This window comes from Erythrobacteraceae bacterium WH01K (assembly GCA_027941995.1).
Lineage (GTDB): Bacteria > Pseudomonadota > Alphaproteobacteria > Sphingomonadales > Sphingomonadaceae > CAJXSN01.
Genome location: CP115966.1, coordinates 258,085 through 272,859, shown reverse-complemented (window position 1 = coordinate 272,859; position 14,775 = coordinate 258,085). Strand labels below are relative to the sequence as shown.

The 14,775-nt window shown below is 66.4% G+C and carries 16 protein-coding genes and 1 pseudogene; 2 read left to right on the top strand and 15 right to left on the bottom strand.

The features are described 5' to 3' along the window. Nucleotides 1–13: 13 nt before the first annotated feature. Both queC and PF049_01405 read left to right on the top strand, forming a co-directional pair. On the top strand, nucleotides 14–715 hold the full coding sequence (gene queC / locus PF049_01410) for a 7-cyano-7-deazaguanine synthase QueC (protein WBY16851.1): 702 nt from the start codon (nucleotides 14–16) through the stop codon (nucleotides 713–715). A 42-nt stretch (nucleotides 716–757) separates the two neighbouring features. Next, a complete protein-coding gene (locus PF049_01405) occupies nucleotides 758–2,341 on the top strand; it encodes an MFS transporter (protein WBY16850.1) in 1,584 nt (527 codons plus the stop codon). A 30-nt stretch (nucleotides 2,342–2,371) separates the two neighbouring features. Here the strand turns inward: PF049_01405 and PF049_01400 are convergent, their stop codons facing one another. From PF049_01400 to PF049_01330, 15 genes and pseudogenes are all read right to left on the bottom strand, one after another. Continuing rightward, nucleotides 2,372–2,902 carry a superoxide dismutase family protein gene (locus tag PF049_01400; protein WBY16849.1) on the bottom strand — a complete coding sequence of 177 codons (531 nt, stop codon included), beginning with the start codon at nucleotides 2,900–2,902 and terminating at the stop codon, nucleotides 2,372–2,374. Nucleotides 2,903–2,995: 93 nt separating this feature from the next. After that, nucleotides 2,996–4,114, bottom strand: a complete 1,119-nt coding sequence (locus PF049_01395; protein ID WBY16848.1) for an OmpA family protein — start codon at nucleotides 4,112–4,114, stop codon at nucleotides 2,996–2,998. 235 nt (nucleotides 4,115–4,349) lie between these two features. Continuing rightward, nucleotides 4,350–4,799, bottom strand: a complete 450-nt coding sequence (locus PF049_01390) for a DUF2793 domain-containing protein (protein ID WBY16847.1) — start codon at nucleotides 4,797–4,799, stop codon at nucleotides 4,350–4,352. A 40-nt stretch (nucleotides 4,800–4,839) separates the two neighbouring features. Further along, nucleotides 4,840–7,038 carry a phage tail protein gene (locus PF049_01385; GenBank protein ID WBY16846.1) on the bottom strand — a complete coding sequence of 733 codons (2,199 nt, stop codon included), beginning with the start codon at nucleotides 7,036–7,038 and terminating at the stop codon, nucleotides 4,840–4,842. A gap of 63 nt (nucleotides 7,039–7,101) precedes the next feature. Beyond that, nucleotides 7,102–7,482 carry a peptidoglycan endopeptidase gene (locus PF049_01380; protein WBY16845.1) on the bottom strand — a complete coding sequence of 127 codons (381 nt, stop codon included), beginning with the start codon at nucleotides 7,480–7,482 and terminating at the stop codon, nucleotides 7,102–7,104. 41 nt (nucleotides 7,483–7,523) lie between these two features. Beyond that, nucleotides 7,524–8,302 (bottom strand): annotated as a pseudogene (locus PF049_01375) (DUF2163 domain-containing protein). Further along, on the bottom strand, nucleotides 8,299–10,632 hold the full coding sequence (locus PF049_01370; GenBank protein WBY16844.1) for a DUF2460 domain-containing protein: 2,334 nt from the start codon (nucleotides 10,630–10,632) through the stop codon (nucleotides 8,299–8,301). Before PF049_01370 ends, PF049_01375 begins: the two are co-directional and overlap by 4 nt. A gap of 2 nt (nucleotides 10,633–10,634) precedes the next feature. Beyond that, nucleotides 10,635–11,219, bottom strand: coding sequence for a tail tape measure protein (locus PF049_01365; protein WBY16843.1), 585 nt, complete (start codon nucleotides 11,217–11,219; stop codon nucleotides 10,635–10,637). Then, complete coding sequence (locus PF049_01360; GenBank protein ID WBY16842.1) at nucleotides 11,212–11,421, bottom strand: phage tail assembly chaperone; 210 nt, start codon at nucleotides 11,419–11,421, stop codon at nucleotides 11,212–11,214. Before PF049_01360 ends, PF049_01365 begins: the two co-directional genes overlap by 8 nt. Then, nucleotides 11,418–11,723, bottom strand: a complete 306-nt coding sequence (locus PF049_01355; GenBank protein WBY16841.1) for a gene transfer agent family protein — start codon at nucleotides 11,721–11,723, stop codon at nucleotides 11,418–11,420. The genes PF049_01360 and PF049_01355 overlap by 4 nt, the downstream gene beginning before the upstream one ends. Next, nucleotides 11,723–12,130: a phage major tail protein, TP901-1 family gene (locus PF049_01350; GenBank protein WBY16840.1), complete on the bottom strand. Its 408-nt coding sequence runs from the start codon at nucleotides 12,128–12,130 to the stop codon at nucleotides 11,723–11,725. Before PF049_01350 ends, PF049_01355 begins: the two co-directional genes overlap by 1 nt. Nucleotides 12,131–12,161: 31 nt before the next feature. Then, nucleotides 12,162–12,551, bottom strand: a complete 390-nt coding sequence (locus tag PF049_01345; GenBank protein ID WBY16839.1) for a DUF3168 domain-containing protein — start codon at nucleotides 12,549–12,551, stop codon at nucleotides 12,162–12,164. A gap of 4 nt (nucleotides 12,552–12,555) precedes the next feature. Next, nucleotides 12,556–12,717, bottom strand: a complete 162-nt coding sequence (locus PF049_01340) for a hypothetical protein (protein ID WBY16838.1) — start codon at nucleotides 12,715–12,717, stop codon at nucleotides 12,556–12,558. A 5-nt stretch (nucleotides 12,718–12,722) separates the two neighbouring features. After that, nucleotides 12,723–13,289, bottom strand: coding sequence for a hypothetical protein (locus PF049_01335; GenBank protein WBY16837.1), 567 nt, complete (start codon nucleotides 13,287–13,289; stop codon nucleotides 12,723–12,725). Nucleotides 13,290–13,441: 152 nt separating this feature from the next. Further along, a complete protein-coding gene (locus PF049_01330) occupies nucleotides 13,442–14,629 on the bottom strand; it encodes a phage major capsid protein (GenBank protein WBY16836.1) in 1,188 nt (395 codons plus the stop codon). Nucleotides 14,630–14,775: the final 146 nt, after the last annotated feature.

Genomic DNA, 14,775 nt, shown 5'->3' with positions numbered 1-14,775 from the left:
CTAGCCGGAGGCGATGAACGGGAACACGGATACCACGGAAAAGGCGGCGGTCGTCCTGCTTTCGGGCGGGCTCGATTCGATGGTGACGGCAGCGATTGCGCAGGAGCAGGGCTTCCGCGTACATGCCCTCACCGTCGATTACGGGCAGCGTCATGTGCGAGAATTGCAGTCCGCGCGCGGCATCGCAGAGAAGCTCGGCGTGGTGCGTCACAGCGAGATTGCGCTCGACCTGCGCAGTTTCGGCGGCTCTGCCCTGACCGACGACATCGACGTTCCGAAGGATGGCGTGGGCTCCGACATACCCGTTACCTACGTTCCGGCGCGCAACCTTGTTTTCCTCGCCCTGACTACCGCCTTTGCCGAAGCGAGCGGGGCGACGGACATCTTCATCGGCGTGAACGCGCTGGATTATTCGGGCTACCCCGACTGCCGCCCCGAATTCATCGCCAGCTTCGCTGAGACCGCCCGGCTGGGGACGAAGGCAGGGGTCGAGGGCCAGCCCTTCAACATCCATGCCCCGCTGCAGCACATGACGAAGGCGGACATCGCCCGCGAGACCGACCGCCTCGGCCTCGATCCGGCGTGGAGCTGGTCGTGCTACGATCCGCTGCCGGATGGCCGGGCATGCGGGGAATGCGACAGTTGCCGGCTGCGCCTGAAAGGTTTTGAAGAAGCCGGGCTTGTGGATGGAACGGTTTACGGCAACAAGGACTGACAGGCGATCCCGCAAAGGGAGGCCTCTTCTGGGAGATGAGATTTGACAGCGGATTCCGCGCAGGCTGCCACGACCGATCCGGCGTTCGATCCCGATGGGAAGGTGCCGGCCTATAGCTGGTATGCACTCAGCATCCTGGTGATCGTCTACGTTCTCAATTTCGTGGACCGCAATATCATTTCGATCCTGGCAGAGGACATCAAGGCCGACCTGGGCCTGCGCGATGACCAGATCGGCTTTCTCTACGGCACCGCGTTCGGCGTCTTCTATGCCCTGTTCGGCATCCCCTTGGGGAAGCTTGCGGATAACTGGCACCGCGTGCGCCTGATGACCGCCGGCCTGTTTATCTGGTCCGCCTTCACCGCGCTGTCCGGTTTCGCGAAGAACTTCACCACTCTAAGCGTTGCCCGCATCGGCGTCGGCGTGGGTGAGGCCACCGCTAGTCCCAGTGCGTATTCGCTGATTTCCGACTGGTTTCCCAAGAAGATGCGCGCCACGGCGCTCGCGATCTATTCATCGGGCCTGTATATCGGCGGCGGTATCTCGCTGCTGATCGGCGGCGCGATCGTCGAAACATGGAACGGGAGCTATCCGGTCGATGCCCCGCTCGGACTGGCCGGCTGGCAGGCAGCCTTCATTGCGGTAGGCCTTCCGGGTATCCTCCTCGCCTGCCTTGTCTTCACGCTGAAGGAACCGCTTCGCGGCCAGAGCGAGGGGATCATCACCCCGCCTGCGAAGGACCCGTTCCGCGGGTTCGGACGCGAGCTTATTGCAGTCATTCCCCCGTTCACGTTGATCGGCGCGGCACAGGGCGGGATGCGCGGCATCCTGGTCAATCTTGCCGGCGCAGCCGTGATCGGCGCGGTGGCCTACTGGCTGGCCGTGGCGACGGGGAATTTCCAGCAGTGGGGGGCCGTCGGCATCGGCTATTACGCTATCTTCTCCTGGGCCTCGACGCTGAAGCGCCGGGACGAGCCTACCTTCCGCCTGATCTGGGGAACCCCTGCATTCCTTACGACGATCCTTGGCTACGGCATGGTCGCCTTCATGTCCTATGCGGCCACTTTCTGGGCGGCGCCTTATGCCATCCGGATACTGGAAGAAGCACCATCTACCGCTGGCTGGTGGATCGGCGGGCCCGGTGCAGTTGGCGGCTTCTTTGGCGTAGTTCTCGGCGGCCGGATGGCAGATTACCTGCGGCAGAGAAATCCTGCAGGCCGCCTGCTGGTGGTTGGCTTCGGACTGGTGGGCGCGGCGCCCTTCCTGTTCCTGATGTTCACCACGGAAACGCCGATGGTGTTCTACATCGCAGCCTTCCTGCAATCGCTGTTCGGCAGTTCGGCGCTGGGCGGTGCAGCGGCGACGACGCAAGACCTGGTGCTGCCGCGCATGCGGGGCACCGCAACCGCGACATTTTTCCTGGCGACGACGCTCGTCGGCCTTGCCCTTGGTCCCTACATGGCGGGGCAGGTGTCGACGATGACCGGCAGCCTTTCGATCGGGGGCCTCAGCCTTCTGGTCGCGGTCCCTGTCGGGCTTGTGCTGTTGATCGTGGCCTACCGCACAGTCCCCACTGCCGAGAGGACGGTACTGGAAAGGGCGAGGGCAGCTGGCGAGGACGTCTGAACGTCCTGCGCCCCCTGACGCCAGCGATACTCAGCTGCGCGTCAGGACGCCGCAGGCGATCCGCGGACCGGCATTGCCCGACGGATCGGTCGTGCCGTCGTCCGGATCGGCGTGGATCATGACCGCCGTTCCGTCGCTGTCGAACAGGTAACGCTCGATATCCGCGCGGCTGCCGCGCAGGTCCACCGTAGTCGTTACGGTTCCCGACGCCGGCACCATGAGGTTGGGGAGGTCGCCGAGGTGACTTCCGTCGGCGTCTTCCAGGCCGTGTCCCTCATTCGTGGGATTGAGGTGGCCACCTGCCGACTGGAAGTCCGGGCGTTCGCATTTGCCCGTCGTGTGAAGATGGAAACCATGCTCGCCCGCCGGAATACCGGTAGCAGCGATTGCGAGCGAGACGGTATCACCCGATGCGACGAGCTGGGCGGTGCCCGCCGGAACTCCGTTTGCGAGGGTCATGCGCGCGCTTCCGATGCGTTCGGTAGGAAGGTCGTAGACCGACTGGCATCCCGCGATAGCAAGAACGCTGGCAGCAAGTGCGAGGGTGGAAGGAATGCGCATGTGGGGTCTCCGAATTAGGTAACTCTCGACCACCCAACGAAAAAGGGGCCGGATCGCTCCGGCCCCTCTTCATTTTTTCGCTTGTCGCGAAACTTACATGCCCGAACCCGGACCGTAAGTGATCTCGACGCGACGGTTCTGCAGTTCGCGGACACCATCGGCAGTCGGGACGCGCGGCTGCGATTCGCCGAAGGCTTCGCTGCTGATGCGTGCACCCGGGACACCGCGGCCCGTGAGGTACTGACGGACAGATTCGTTACGACGCTCGGCCAGGCCGATGTTGTACTGGACGCTGCCCGAACGGTCGGTGTGACCTGCGAGCATGACCGAAGCCGTACCGCAGTTCGCGTAAGCCGAAACCGCATTGTTGAGAATGGTCGACGCTGCCGGCGTAATGTCCGACTGATCCCAGTCGAAGAACACGATGTACGGACCCGTGTTGCATTCCACGACCGGCGGAGGCGGCGGCGGAGGCGGCGGGGGAGGCGGCGGCGGGGGCGGCGGCGGCGGCGGGGGCGGCGGTGCTGCCGGTTCGCCGAAGTTAATTGCCAGCGTACCCAGGATCGAGTGCGAACGGAAGCGACCGTCGTTCTGACGACCGGCGCTGTCGATGATCGACACGTCGGGCTGCGTCAGCATGCGGTACTTCAGGCCCACATCGATGGTTTCCGTCAGCGGAGCGCGCACACCAGCGAGAAGCTGGTAAGCAAAGCCGGTGTCGGAATCGTCGAAACCGTCGGGCAGAGCCGTGTTGACCGTCGCGCCGATGTCGGTGCGTGCAACGCCGACACCGCCGCCGACGAATGCCTGCAGGCCGTCATCGGGACCGAAATCGGCCAGGCCGTTGATCATGAAGCTGAGGTTGCTGGTATCGCCGTTGGCAGGAAAGATGCCGTTGCGAGCCAGGCCAACCGGGCCACCGGCGGGGAAGCCGTCGGCGCCTGCGGTAATGCCTTCGATGTCGGCTTCGCGATAGCTGACTTCCGCTTCGAGGCGTGCGCCACCGAAGTCGTAACCGACGATACCGCCGAAGTCGAAGCCTTCGTCGTGACCGACTGCAAGGTCACCGGCCACACCGTTGATGTCGAGATCGATGTCTTCAACGACTGCAACGCCGCCATCGAGTTCGACGTACCAGGCATCTTCGCGGGCATGGGCCGGCACGGTAAGTGCCGTCGATGCCATCGCCATGCCTATGACGAGTTTCCGCATTATAAAATTCCCCTTTATCTAGCGAAATGGAGCCACCAAGAGGCCCCTCATCTAACTTTTCAACAGAGGTGAAGCAAGCAAACATCAGCGTCAAACTGTTGCAAGAATGCCGCGTTTTGCGGTCCAGCCTTACAAAACGCCTGATTCCTCCGCGTTGAACGTCGCTAACGGGGCTGGCGGGGGGAAGTTCCCGTCCTTTCGCAAGATTTCTTCAAGTCGCGGACTCGACCGGTTTTCAGGCAATTCCCGCATTCCGCAAAGCTTCGACGAGACCGGCAATGGCAGCCCTGGCCTCGCTGTCCTGCGTTGCGCCGCCGGCGGGAAGTTCGGGCATCGATGGCGCCTGCCATTCGCCGTCATAAAAGAGCGTCGCTCCGGAAGACCGGTCGTAGCAACGAAGGCCGTCCACGGGTTGTACGAAAACCCAGTCGCCACCCGACCAGCTGGCAAGAGCGCCTGCGAGCCCTTCCCATGCACCGGACGCGCCGGCGTCGACCAGCCATGATTTCCCTTCTTCCGGAGAGGATGGCGGAACGCTGCGCCGCTCCTCGATCACGGGGTGTAGCAGAGAGGCCACGCGGCACAGCGCCTCGTTGACGATGAATTCCTTCTGCGATTGCCCGGAAAACAGAAGCGGGAGATCGAAACGCGCGGTTCGTGCCTGGAAGGCGGTCGGACTGGTCATGGTCGAAAATTCCTTGGTCGAAGAAGAGAAGGCGTGTGGGTCAGAGATGGCCGAGGACCAGCGCGTCGGAGGCAGCGTGCGTCCCCTGCTGGCGCACCCAGACCGGACCGGCCCGTCCTGTCGCGGCAAGGTCGGCGATCGCTTCGCCATCGATGACGAAAGCCGGACTGGACGTGACCCAGCTGGCGTGCGGGGAGGCGAGCGGCCCGATGCCGACAAGGTAGGACTCGCTTTCCTCGACAAGCGGGGCGTCCACTCCGTCCGGCCAGGTCCACGCCCCTCGCGCCCGGCGAATCCAGCGCAGGCTGACGCCGCCGTTGGCCTGACGCGAAAACACGGGATGGACAGGCGAAGGCGGTCGCAGCGAACAAAGCGGATCCAGCGCAATGGCTTCGACCGGCTGGTTGTCCCCCAATGCGATCGCCGCAAGGGCGGGCGGGCCGGCCGTTGCGATTGCGGGATCGAGAGCAGCCAAGCGTTCATCGAGGAAGGCGACGGGTGTGCCCGCTGCGTGGCCGGCGCTGGCAGCGCCTTCCGTCGCGCCGCGCCCTCTCAGCAGTCCTTCGAGCTTCCAGAGTCCTTCGCCCAAGGGAGCGGGCCGCGAAAACTGCACGATCTCGCGCCCCACCAGCAGCCTGTTTGCGCCATTCGCCAAGGCTTCGAGGGAGGCGGGCGCCAGCCTGCTATCGTCGCCGGCACAACGGACCAGGAGCGCCGAACCCCCTTCGTATCGCAGGGCGGGCGAGGGAGGGAGCGGCTCCTCAAGCGCGCCCTGCAATGCATTTCCGCGCACGGGCGCCAGCGGGACAAGCTGGTCCTGTTCGACCGTGTGCAGCATCGCACTGGTCCCGGGTGGACTGGTTGTCAGCGCTGCGAAAACACGCGGCGTGTTCGGATCGCCGCTGCCATTCCAGGGCAGGCCGAATGCCATCAGCCGGGAAGGGCCGGCGACGATATCGGCCGGCGGCGTGATCCGGCCGGGATCCGCCTCGGTGTCCTGCGAGGCACTGCTCCGGTGTTCGGCAGCCTTGACCAGTTCGAGTTCGACCGCGCGTTCGCGCCATTCCCATGACGTGATGCGATAGATGCCATGCCTGCCGGGCAGGCGGACATGGCGTCCCGGTCCGATGGCGGGATCGATCTCGGCCATGCGCCAGGCGATTCTCTCTCCCTCCAGCACGGAGCGCTCTGCCGCTTCGTTGGCCAGCGCGCTGGCCCTGGTTGCGGATAGCGTGGCCGGGAACTCGATGATCTCCGGCCTGCCGCGCGGTGCCTGCCCACCCGCGCGCTGGATGCCGGGCTGGTAATCGCGCGCCGGGTCGTAATGCCGGACCCCGGTAATATCGGGCCCGCCGGAAACGGTGCGACGCGCCGCGATACCGTCTGCCTGCCCGAAGTCCTCGCCCTCCCATGCGCCGACCGATTGGATGGGCAGAAGCGGGATGTCATCTTCCGCATCCGGGCCGATTTGCGGCCGCGATACGCGCAAGGTATCTCCCGTAGCCTCCACCGAAAGCGGGTAGAGCTGGCCGAGTAGGGAGAGCTGACCGGCAACCGGGCCGCCCTCCGCCGCGAATCCTGTCAGCCCTTCCAGAGCCGACCCTGCGGCCAGGCCTGCTCCTGACGGTGCCACGATGCTGGCGAGATCGACATCCCCGTCATCCGCCAGGACCTCGAATGTCAGGGCAGGGATGCGATTGCCGAAATCGCCCAGTTGCAGGTCCTCGAACACGGCATAGGCCGTGCCGCGAAAGGCGGGCGCTGCCTCGCCCTGCGCAGAGGCGATCAGCGGATCGGGCTGTTGGCCTGCTTCTCCTGTATGAAGGCGCAGCGTGCCGCCCGCCTTCAGGTCGCCGCCGGCGCCGCGCAGCAGATTGCCGTCGGCCCAGATGCGCCCGATGCCCCTGATCGGACGGCTCGACAGAGCGACGGCGAAGGAGATGGAATAGCTGTAGCTGGTGGTGGAAGGACGGCCTTTCCCCCCGCCGCTGCTTTGGGTGCTTTCGACGAGATCGGTGGCCCAGATGATGCTGCCGCCCGAACGCGAGACGCCATGATGGCGAGCAATCGGCTGGCCATAGCTGGAGGTAGAGACGTCCAGTTCCTTCAGCCGCGGCCCGCCGCGCGAGCCGCCGCCGATGATGGCGCTGTCGAGCTGGCGTCCGGCCAGCGCGCCGATCGCACCGCCAAGCGGGCCGCCGACCATGGTGCCGACGGCGGTAAGGAGGAGTGTGGCCATGGGAACATGGTCCTTGTGTTGAGAAGACGTGGGCTTGGCCGAATCCAGGCCACTTCGCGTGCTTCAGGGGTGCCAGCGTGCGACGACCGGCCATTCGGGGTCGCCCGGTGTCAGGACGACGCGGCGAAGCCCGGCATGAGCGTGAATGAAGGAGCGCTGCCGACCTTCCGCAGGACCGGCAACGATCAGGACGTGATGCTGGCCGAAACCGATGGTGCACAGGCAGATGTCGCCTGTCGCGAAAGGCGGTGTGTCTGGGTCGAGCCGGTGAAGCGGCGCGTGTTCCATCTGCGCCACCAGCGGCGCGATGGACCGGTTGCGCAAGGCGTACCGGTCCGGAGGCCGGAAGCGGACGCCGATCCGCGCAAGCGAGGCCGCGACGAGCCCGACACAGTCGAGCCCGCTTGCCGGATCGCGCCCATGCAGCCGGAACGGGGTTCCCACCAGATCCCGCGCCGCGCCGGCCAGCGCGTGTCCGGCGGCGCTCAACCGGGGACTGCGTAGCGCGAGAGGTGGTCGTTGCCCGGCAGGAACGGTTCGCCCTGGAAATTGACAGCGTTGCCGAAGCGGCCGGAACAGGTCGCGATTCTATGGTCGCACCCTTCGCGGAGGGACACGGGCATGCCGGTTTCGAGCCGGTCTGCGGGAATTGTCCCCGGCAGGGGAATCCAGCCTTCGTCGATCGACCGGATCTGTGTCCTCAGGCCTGCAGCGGCGCCGGACAGCAATCGCAGTTCTCCATGCCCTTCGCCGCGTCCACCTGCGTGATTCGCGCTTGGTGCGTGAAGCGCGCGGCGGAGAGCGTGCAGCCTTCGCCGCAGAACCGCGCCCTGCAGGACGGGCTGGTGCGCGGGACCGGGTCGACATCCAGCATCGCCTTTGCCGATTGCAATTCGGCCACGAACGTGCCGCCGTCGCGCGATACGGCGCCCAGCGTACCGCTGAACAGCGCCAACGCCTCGCCCGTTTCCCAGTCGAGGGCGCCGACTTCCACGGTCGCATGATCGAACCGGCCCTGTTCGAGATCCGCGTCAGAAATGCTCCAATGGCCAAGCGGGCCGCGCATTTCCGCGCTGTCGCCGCCAAGCGTATCGGTCTTGCGCAGCGAGGCGGGAAGGATGCCGGGCGCTGCGCGGTGCAGGATGTCGTCCGATATCAGGTCGCGGTCATGGCTGACGAAGCCGAGCGTGCATCCGTCCGTGCGATAGATCCGCCAGTATGTCGCGACGCCTTCCAACTCGCTGGCAAAGAAGGTCCGGCTCATGTCGCCTCCCGGATCTCGATGAGGGGTACGGACGGCGCTTCCCCGACGGCGAAGCTGGCGCCTGTCACATCCAGCCTGTCCTGCGCGAAACGCACCGGCACGTCGAACAGGAACCCCGCAGTGATGCGGGAACCCTGGGCCGGAGCCTGTGCGAACACGATCGTCCCGCCATCGCCCAGCGTCCAGTCGGCAGTTTCGGAGCCGTCGACCGCGACGCGCACGGTTCCGGCGCGCGGGCGGGTGATTGGGCGGATTTGCGGATCGCCTGCCTCGCCATAGGATTTCACCAGCCGGAACGTCGCGGAGAGACCGTCGCCATCCCCGATATGCTGGTCACCGGGCGTCGGCGTGCCGGTCATCGCATTGGAACTGAAATCGAAGGGGTCGGGCAGGCGAAACCCCCGCGCCGCCCCGCGCCGGGCTCGAAAGAAGGCGATCAGCGTGCCCAGTTCCTTCTCGCTGCGTAGGCCGGGGCCGACATCGAAGCTGAGCCGGGCGTCCGACCATAGCGAATTGCGCCTTTCATGGCCCGAAGACGTCACGGCGACCGAGGTCGAGAATTCGGGACTGACCCCGGCATCGCGGCCCAGCGCCAGCGGGTAAAGCACATCGTCGAATGCCTGCATCGCGGCGTCCTCCTGATTGGGTAAGCGGGTGTATCCGTCGCGCGCGACCTGCGGCAGGGCCCAGACATAGCGCTGGGTGACGCCGCGCTGCCGCGCCTCGTCCAGCGCATCGTCGATCAGCGGCCAGAAGCGCGAGGCATCTTCCGCCCGCAGCACGAAACCGGAAAGATAGTCCTGCCGGTCCAGCGGATAGCCCAGCCGCTCGTCCACCGTCCGGTAGGCAGATTTGCGAAGTGCCTCCGCCCCGGCGGTCAGCCAGTCGTAATCTTCCAGCTGGAGCCGGTCGAAGGCGGGCCAGGCCCAGCCGGTGGGCAGGTTGGCGCGATATAGATCGGGCATGGCCGGATCGAGGATGGTCGGCGTGAAGGCCAGCAAGAGTATTTCCGCATCGCCGCTAGCTGCTTCCCGCACCGCCGAGGAGAGGGCTGCGGTCGACTCGGCCAGCACCTCGCCGGCAAGGTCGAGAACCGCGGTAAACCGGCCGCGTATCTCGCCGCGGACGTCGTCAATCCCGCGTAGCACGCCGAATTCCTCGCGGTTGCGATCGCTCATGGCGGCATCGTAGATGCAGATCGCGCCGGTTTCGGGGATCACCCACCACCATGGCTCGCCGATCTGGAACAGGACGGGCAGCCCCGCTGCTTCCTGCAAGGCGACGAAATGCGTGGCGACGGACCGGACATAACCCATTGCCGCGGAAATTGCGGGCGACAGCAAGGCAGAGGGCGGGTCCCAGCCTGTCCTCGCGTAGTTTCCGAAACGGTCGACCTGCTGCCAACCAAGCGGGCAATGCTCGGCAAACAATTCGTAGGAAAGCGAGACGACAGGGTCGATATCCGCCGCCCTGCAGGCTGCGAAGAACGCCTCGTGCCAGCAGATGGCGGGAGTGCACAACGCGCCCGACGGATCAACCAGCAAGCCTTCGCCTTCCCTGCGAAGCCGGAAGAAATGGCTCATGCCGACATAGTGAACCAGCCGGTCCCGGTAGCCGAGGCCGGTAATGTTGCGCATGATCCGCTCGGGCGTCTGGTTGAAGCTGTCGTCATAGGCGGTGGCAATCCGCTCGCCATGTTCCGGGACCATCACGTCGCCCACCGGGATCACGGCATTCGCGCCGTCGCAAACGATGTCCGACAGCTCCACCCAGCCGTCGGCACGGGCGGCAAGAGGCTCGGCGCTGCCTTCGGTAAAGCCCGGCGGCACGATGGAGATGAACATTCGGTCGATGTCGCCCGGATGCACCGCCTCGCCCGGCAGGACGAAGCCGGATTGCAATTGCGAGAACGGCAGGCGAATGACCGCGTCTTCCGGTGTCCCCTCGGCGTAGTTCCACAGCCGGACATACCAGCTGCGCGGGCTGCCGGCTGCATCGCGCCCTTCTATCGTCAATGTCGGGCCGTGCGCCGCATCGAGCGCGACGACCCCGCCGGACCGCCAGCGAAATTGCAGCGTGCAGTGGGCGTAGTCGCGCCGTGTCTCGTAGGCGAGGAGCGGGTGGTCCAGCGTGTCCTCGCTGTCCCAGATCAGCCCGGCCAGTTCGCCTTCATGGTGAAATTCGCAATCCACCCGCAGCCCGTCCGCCCCGGTCGTGACCACGCTGGCCATCATCGGGCGGGGAAAGTTCACGGTCCAGAACCGCGGATCGAAGCGCTGGATGAAATCGGTTTCCTGCCCGCGGCGTTTTTTCGCCAGCCAGAATGCCATCCCTAGTTCTCCCTGATCGCGCGGCGAAGCGCGCTTGCGACCTGGCGGCTGGAACGCTGCATGGCGGCGGGCGATGTCGCGCCCTTGTCGCCGTGTAGCCGGATGACCACGTTCACCTGCCGCGCGCCGCCATGCCCGCCGGTGGGTTCGACCCGTCCGGCGCTGGTCGGCACGAAGAGTTCCGGCCCGCGCTCGCCCACGACATAGCCGCGCCCGGGCGCGACAGGCCCGCCGGTGGCGCGCCCGGGCAGGCCAAGCAGGGCACCCAGCGTCCCGCCGAGCAGGCCGGACAATCCCGCACCGTTTCCGCGGGAACCGGCGCCTGCGAACACCCGGTCGAGGCCCAGTCCCAGCGCTTGGGCAGCGATCTGGTCCAGCGCGGCGCTGGCAGTGCGTTTCAGGTCGTCGAAACCGATACTGCCCTTGCGCAGCGCGCCCATCAGGCCGCGCTCCAGCACGCTGCCGGCTTTCTCGAATCCATCGACCAGCGTGGCATCGAAACTGCTTCGCATCTGTGCGATATCGGTCCGGAAGCCCTGCGTGCCGGCCCGTATCTCGACCAGCATTTCTTCTACGGAATCATCCATCGGCGTCGTGCTCCATCATTCTTTCGAGATCGGCGCGGGCCAGCAGATTTGCTCGCGGTGCTGACGGGTCGGTCAGGCTCAGCGCCAGTTCCGGCGGAGTCGCGGCCCAGAAGACGGGCGGGCTCCATCCAAGGTGCCGTGAGGCAATTCCGGCCAGGACCGGCACGCCAGCCGCGAAGCTCGCCTTGCCGGGCGTTTTCACGAAGAGCCTTGCAGGATTGCGCCCAGAAGGGTGCGCAGCGGCCGCGCACAGGCGGCAAGTCCCGCATCCATCACCGCCTCGCCCACATCGTCGCGGGTGAGCGCACCTGGCCTGGCGAGGCAGTGCCAGAACAGCGCGGCCATCTCCGCCAGTTTGAGCTGTCCGCTACCTGCCCGCTCGACAAGCGCGAACAGCGGGCCCAGCTCCTCTTCCGCCGCGACCAGCGCGGTGAAGGTCGGGCGCAGCAGGCAGGTGCGTCCGGCGACGACCAGTTCGGCCTCGCCCCTCATGCCGTTGGCCATCAGGAGGGCAGCACCGGGCCGGAGCTTTCCAGCTGGAGCGTGTAATTGCGCTCTCCATTGAAATCGCCTGCATGGTCCAGTCGCTGGACCAGGAAACGCCCGCGCATCCGCGTCCCGTCCTCGAAACTGAGCTCGTAATCGGCAAGCGTACCGGCCAGCGCCTGCGACTGGATCTGCGCCTCGGCTGCGGAGCCCAGGAAGATGCCCGCCGCCGATACGCTGACGGAGCGCGTGCCCGCACCCGACAGGAGATCGCGCCAGCCGCCCGATTCCTTGTGCGTGACGACCACGGTGTCGCCATTGATCGACATCTGCGTGGTCCTGAGCCCGGCGACGGTGCGGTATTCGGGCGGCTGCGCGCCGTCCGAAATCTTGAGAAGGAAGGCGGAGCCTGTCTGTGCGGTCATGAAGGGAACCTCTGCGTGTTTTTCTGGGGGGTCAGGCTGCAAGGCAGCGGAAGCGGTATTCGACGAGGCTAGCCCGTTCATGCCGGGCGCGTCGTTCGTGGCGGGTGCGAAGGAATTGGCGGGAGACGATGCGGAAATGCGGCTGGGCGGCGGGCAGGGACTCCAGCCGCCGCTCCAGCGCTTGGATAGTTTCGGCGGCATCGCCGGGCACATCGCCACGGTGCCGCAATTCCAGTGCGACGCGGATTTCGCGCCCGTCATGAGTCTTGCTGCTCCAGTCGGTCGATGCGCTGGCGATCAGGGCCAGCCACGGTATCGCGGCGCGGGTCGTTTCTGCCTCGTCCACGACATTGACGGCATCGGCGATGGCGGGATCGCCGCGCAGCCATTCGAGCAGCGCGGCGCGCAAGCGGGTTTCCATGGGATCAGTCCTCGAACAGGTCGGGCCAGAGCGCATCTGCGGCGCGGCTGGCAGGGAGGGTTCGCTGGCGAGACGTCGCCTCCACAGCGATGCGCGTGGCACGGGCGGCCAGGCGGCGGGTCAGCGCGGCGGCAGGCGGACGGATGCGCGTGTCGAATATGGCCACGCGGCTCAGGCGATCCGCATGATGCGCCAAGGCCGCCACAGGGCGGCGATGGCAGCAGGCGGCGCAGCGCGAGGCGCGGCTGCAACCTCGCCGTCCGCCCCGTTTCCGCGCGAGCGATAATGATGGGCGGCAAGGCGCAGGATACCGTGCTTGAGGCCTGCGGGCAGGCTCTCCCAATCGGCCGCAAGACCGGCGATATAGCGCACGGCGACCCTGCCGGCAGAGCCTGGCCGGACGACGCGGACGCAGGCCGTCCCGTCCGCGCCCAGCTCGGTCGCCCAGGCATCGCTCGCCAGGGCAAACCGCGCCCCGTCTGCCGGAACCCCCTCCATGCCCAACGCGGCCTGCACCGGCTGCGCCGCGATACCCTGCCAGTTTTTCACGACGGGCAGGATGCTCTCGCACTCCAGCGCCAAGGGGACTATGCCGGTAAATGCCTCGCACGCCTCGCAAGACGCGCCGAGCAGGCCGGAGAGCAGCGCGTTTTCCGCATCGCGCGTGACGCCCAGCCAGCCGCGCAGCTCGGCAAGCGCGGAACCCAGCTCGGGCCCCGCGAGGATGGTTCTTTGCATTTCGTTTTCTCCCCGCACCCCGTTCGGGGCGCGAAATCTTCGGATCATGCGACCTGAAGGCAGCATCGCTGCGGGCGCGCAGTCTTGCTTGCGGAGCCTTGCGGCCCCGAACCGTCCCGAGCCCGACCGAGCGCCCGCAGCAGCCCTCGGCCTTACTCCTCGATACGCAGCATTTTGATCGCGCTGCTGTCGAGAACCTGGCCGCCGACGCGCTTCGTCGCGTAGAAGTGGACGAAAGGCTTGTTGGTGAAGGGATCGCGCAGGATTTGCGTCGCGCTGCGTTCGGCGATCAGGTAGCCTGCGCGGAAATTGCCGAAGGCGATGGGGAATTCGCCCGCGCCGATATCCGGCATGTCTTCCGCCTCGACCACGTTGTAGCCCAGCAGGCGATCAGGCTGGCCCTCTACCAGGCCGGGCTGCCACAGGAACGCGCCGTCCGCGGTCTTCAGCTTGCGCACCTCTGCCAGCGTGGCCGAATTCATCACGAAGCACGCGCCCTGCCGGTGCCCGGCTTTCATCGTGTGGACGAGATCGATCAGCCTGGCATCGGGATTGACGCCGAAACCGGCTGCATCGCCGCTACCGACATATTGCAGCGTCCCGAATGCGCGCGCCCCGTCACCCAGGGTGGAGAACGGCGCGGACAGGAACCCTTCCGGCTGGTCGACACCCGTCCCGCCGACAAAGGCAGCGCCTTCCGCGCGGGCGAATTCCATGGCGATCTCGCTCGCCAGCCAGCTTTCTAGGTCGAGGCCCGCATCGTCGAGCATGGTCTGCGAGGCCGCCGGATTGGCGAACAGCTCGCCCGTCGGGGGCGAGATTTCCGCGAATTGCGGCGCGTCGGTTTCCGGGCGCCCGGCCGTCTCCGACACCCACCCGCTGGCCGTGCCGCCGGTGGACACGAGCTTGCGGTAGCCAGCGCTGCCGGTCTGGACGACCTGCGCGATGGCGCGGATCGGGCTGATTTCCTTCAGCTCGCGGGCGATCATCGCGTCGATGACCCGGGGCACGGCGTAGCCGCCATCGCCCGGCGCCTGCGTATTGAGCGATTTGATCTCGGTGACCGAGCCGCGGCGCAGGTACCCGTCGACGAAGCCCTTAACTTCGGGCGTGTCGATGCTGCCTCCGGATGCGGACGTTGGGGAGGGCGCGATGGCCGGACGGGCTGCCGCGCGGCTGATGCGATCGACGCGGGCCTTCACCTCGTCGACATCACTGCGTAGCGCAGCGACATCGGCTTCGGTCCGGTCCTGCCGCTCGGCAATGTCGAAGCTCTGCACTGCGGGATCGGTTTCAGGGCCTGTATCGATGGCGGAGATGTTGGAAGATATGGTGTCCATGAAGGGACCTTTCTTGGCGTGGGGGTTGGGAAGGAGCGTGAAGCAAGGATTGGCGGAGGGGCCCGGTCGGCAAGAAGCCGACCGCAAGGTCGACCGTCCGCCCGCAGGTGCTCGAGCCGGGACGGCTCGAAACAGCACCGAGGACG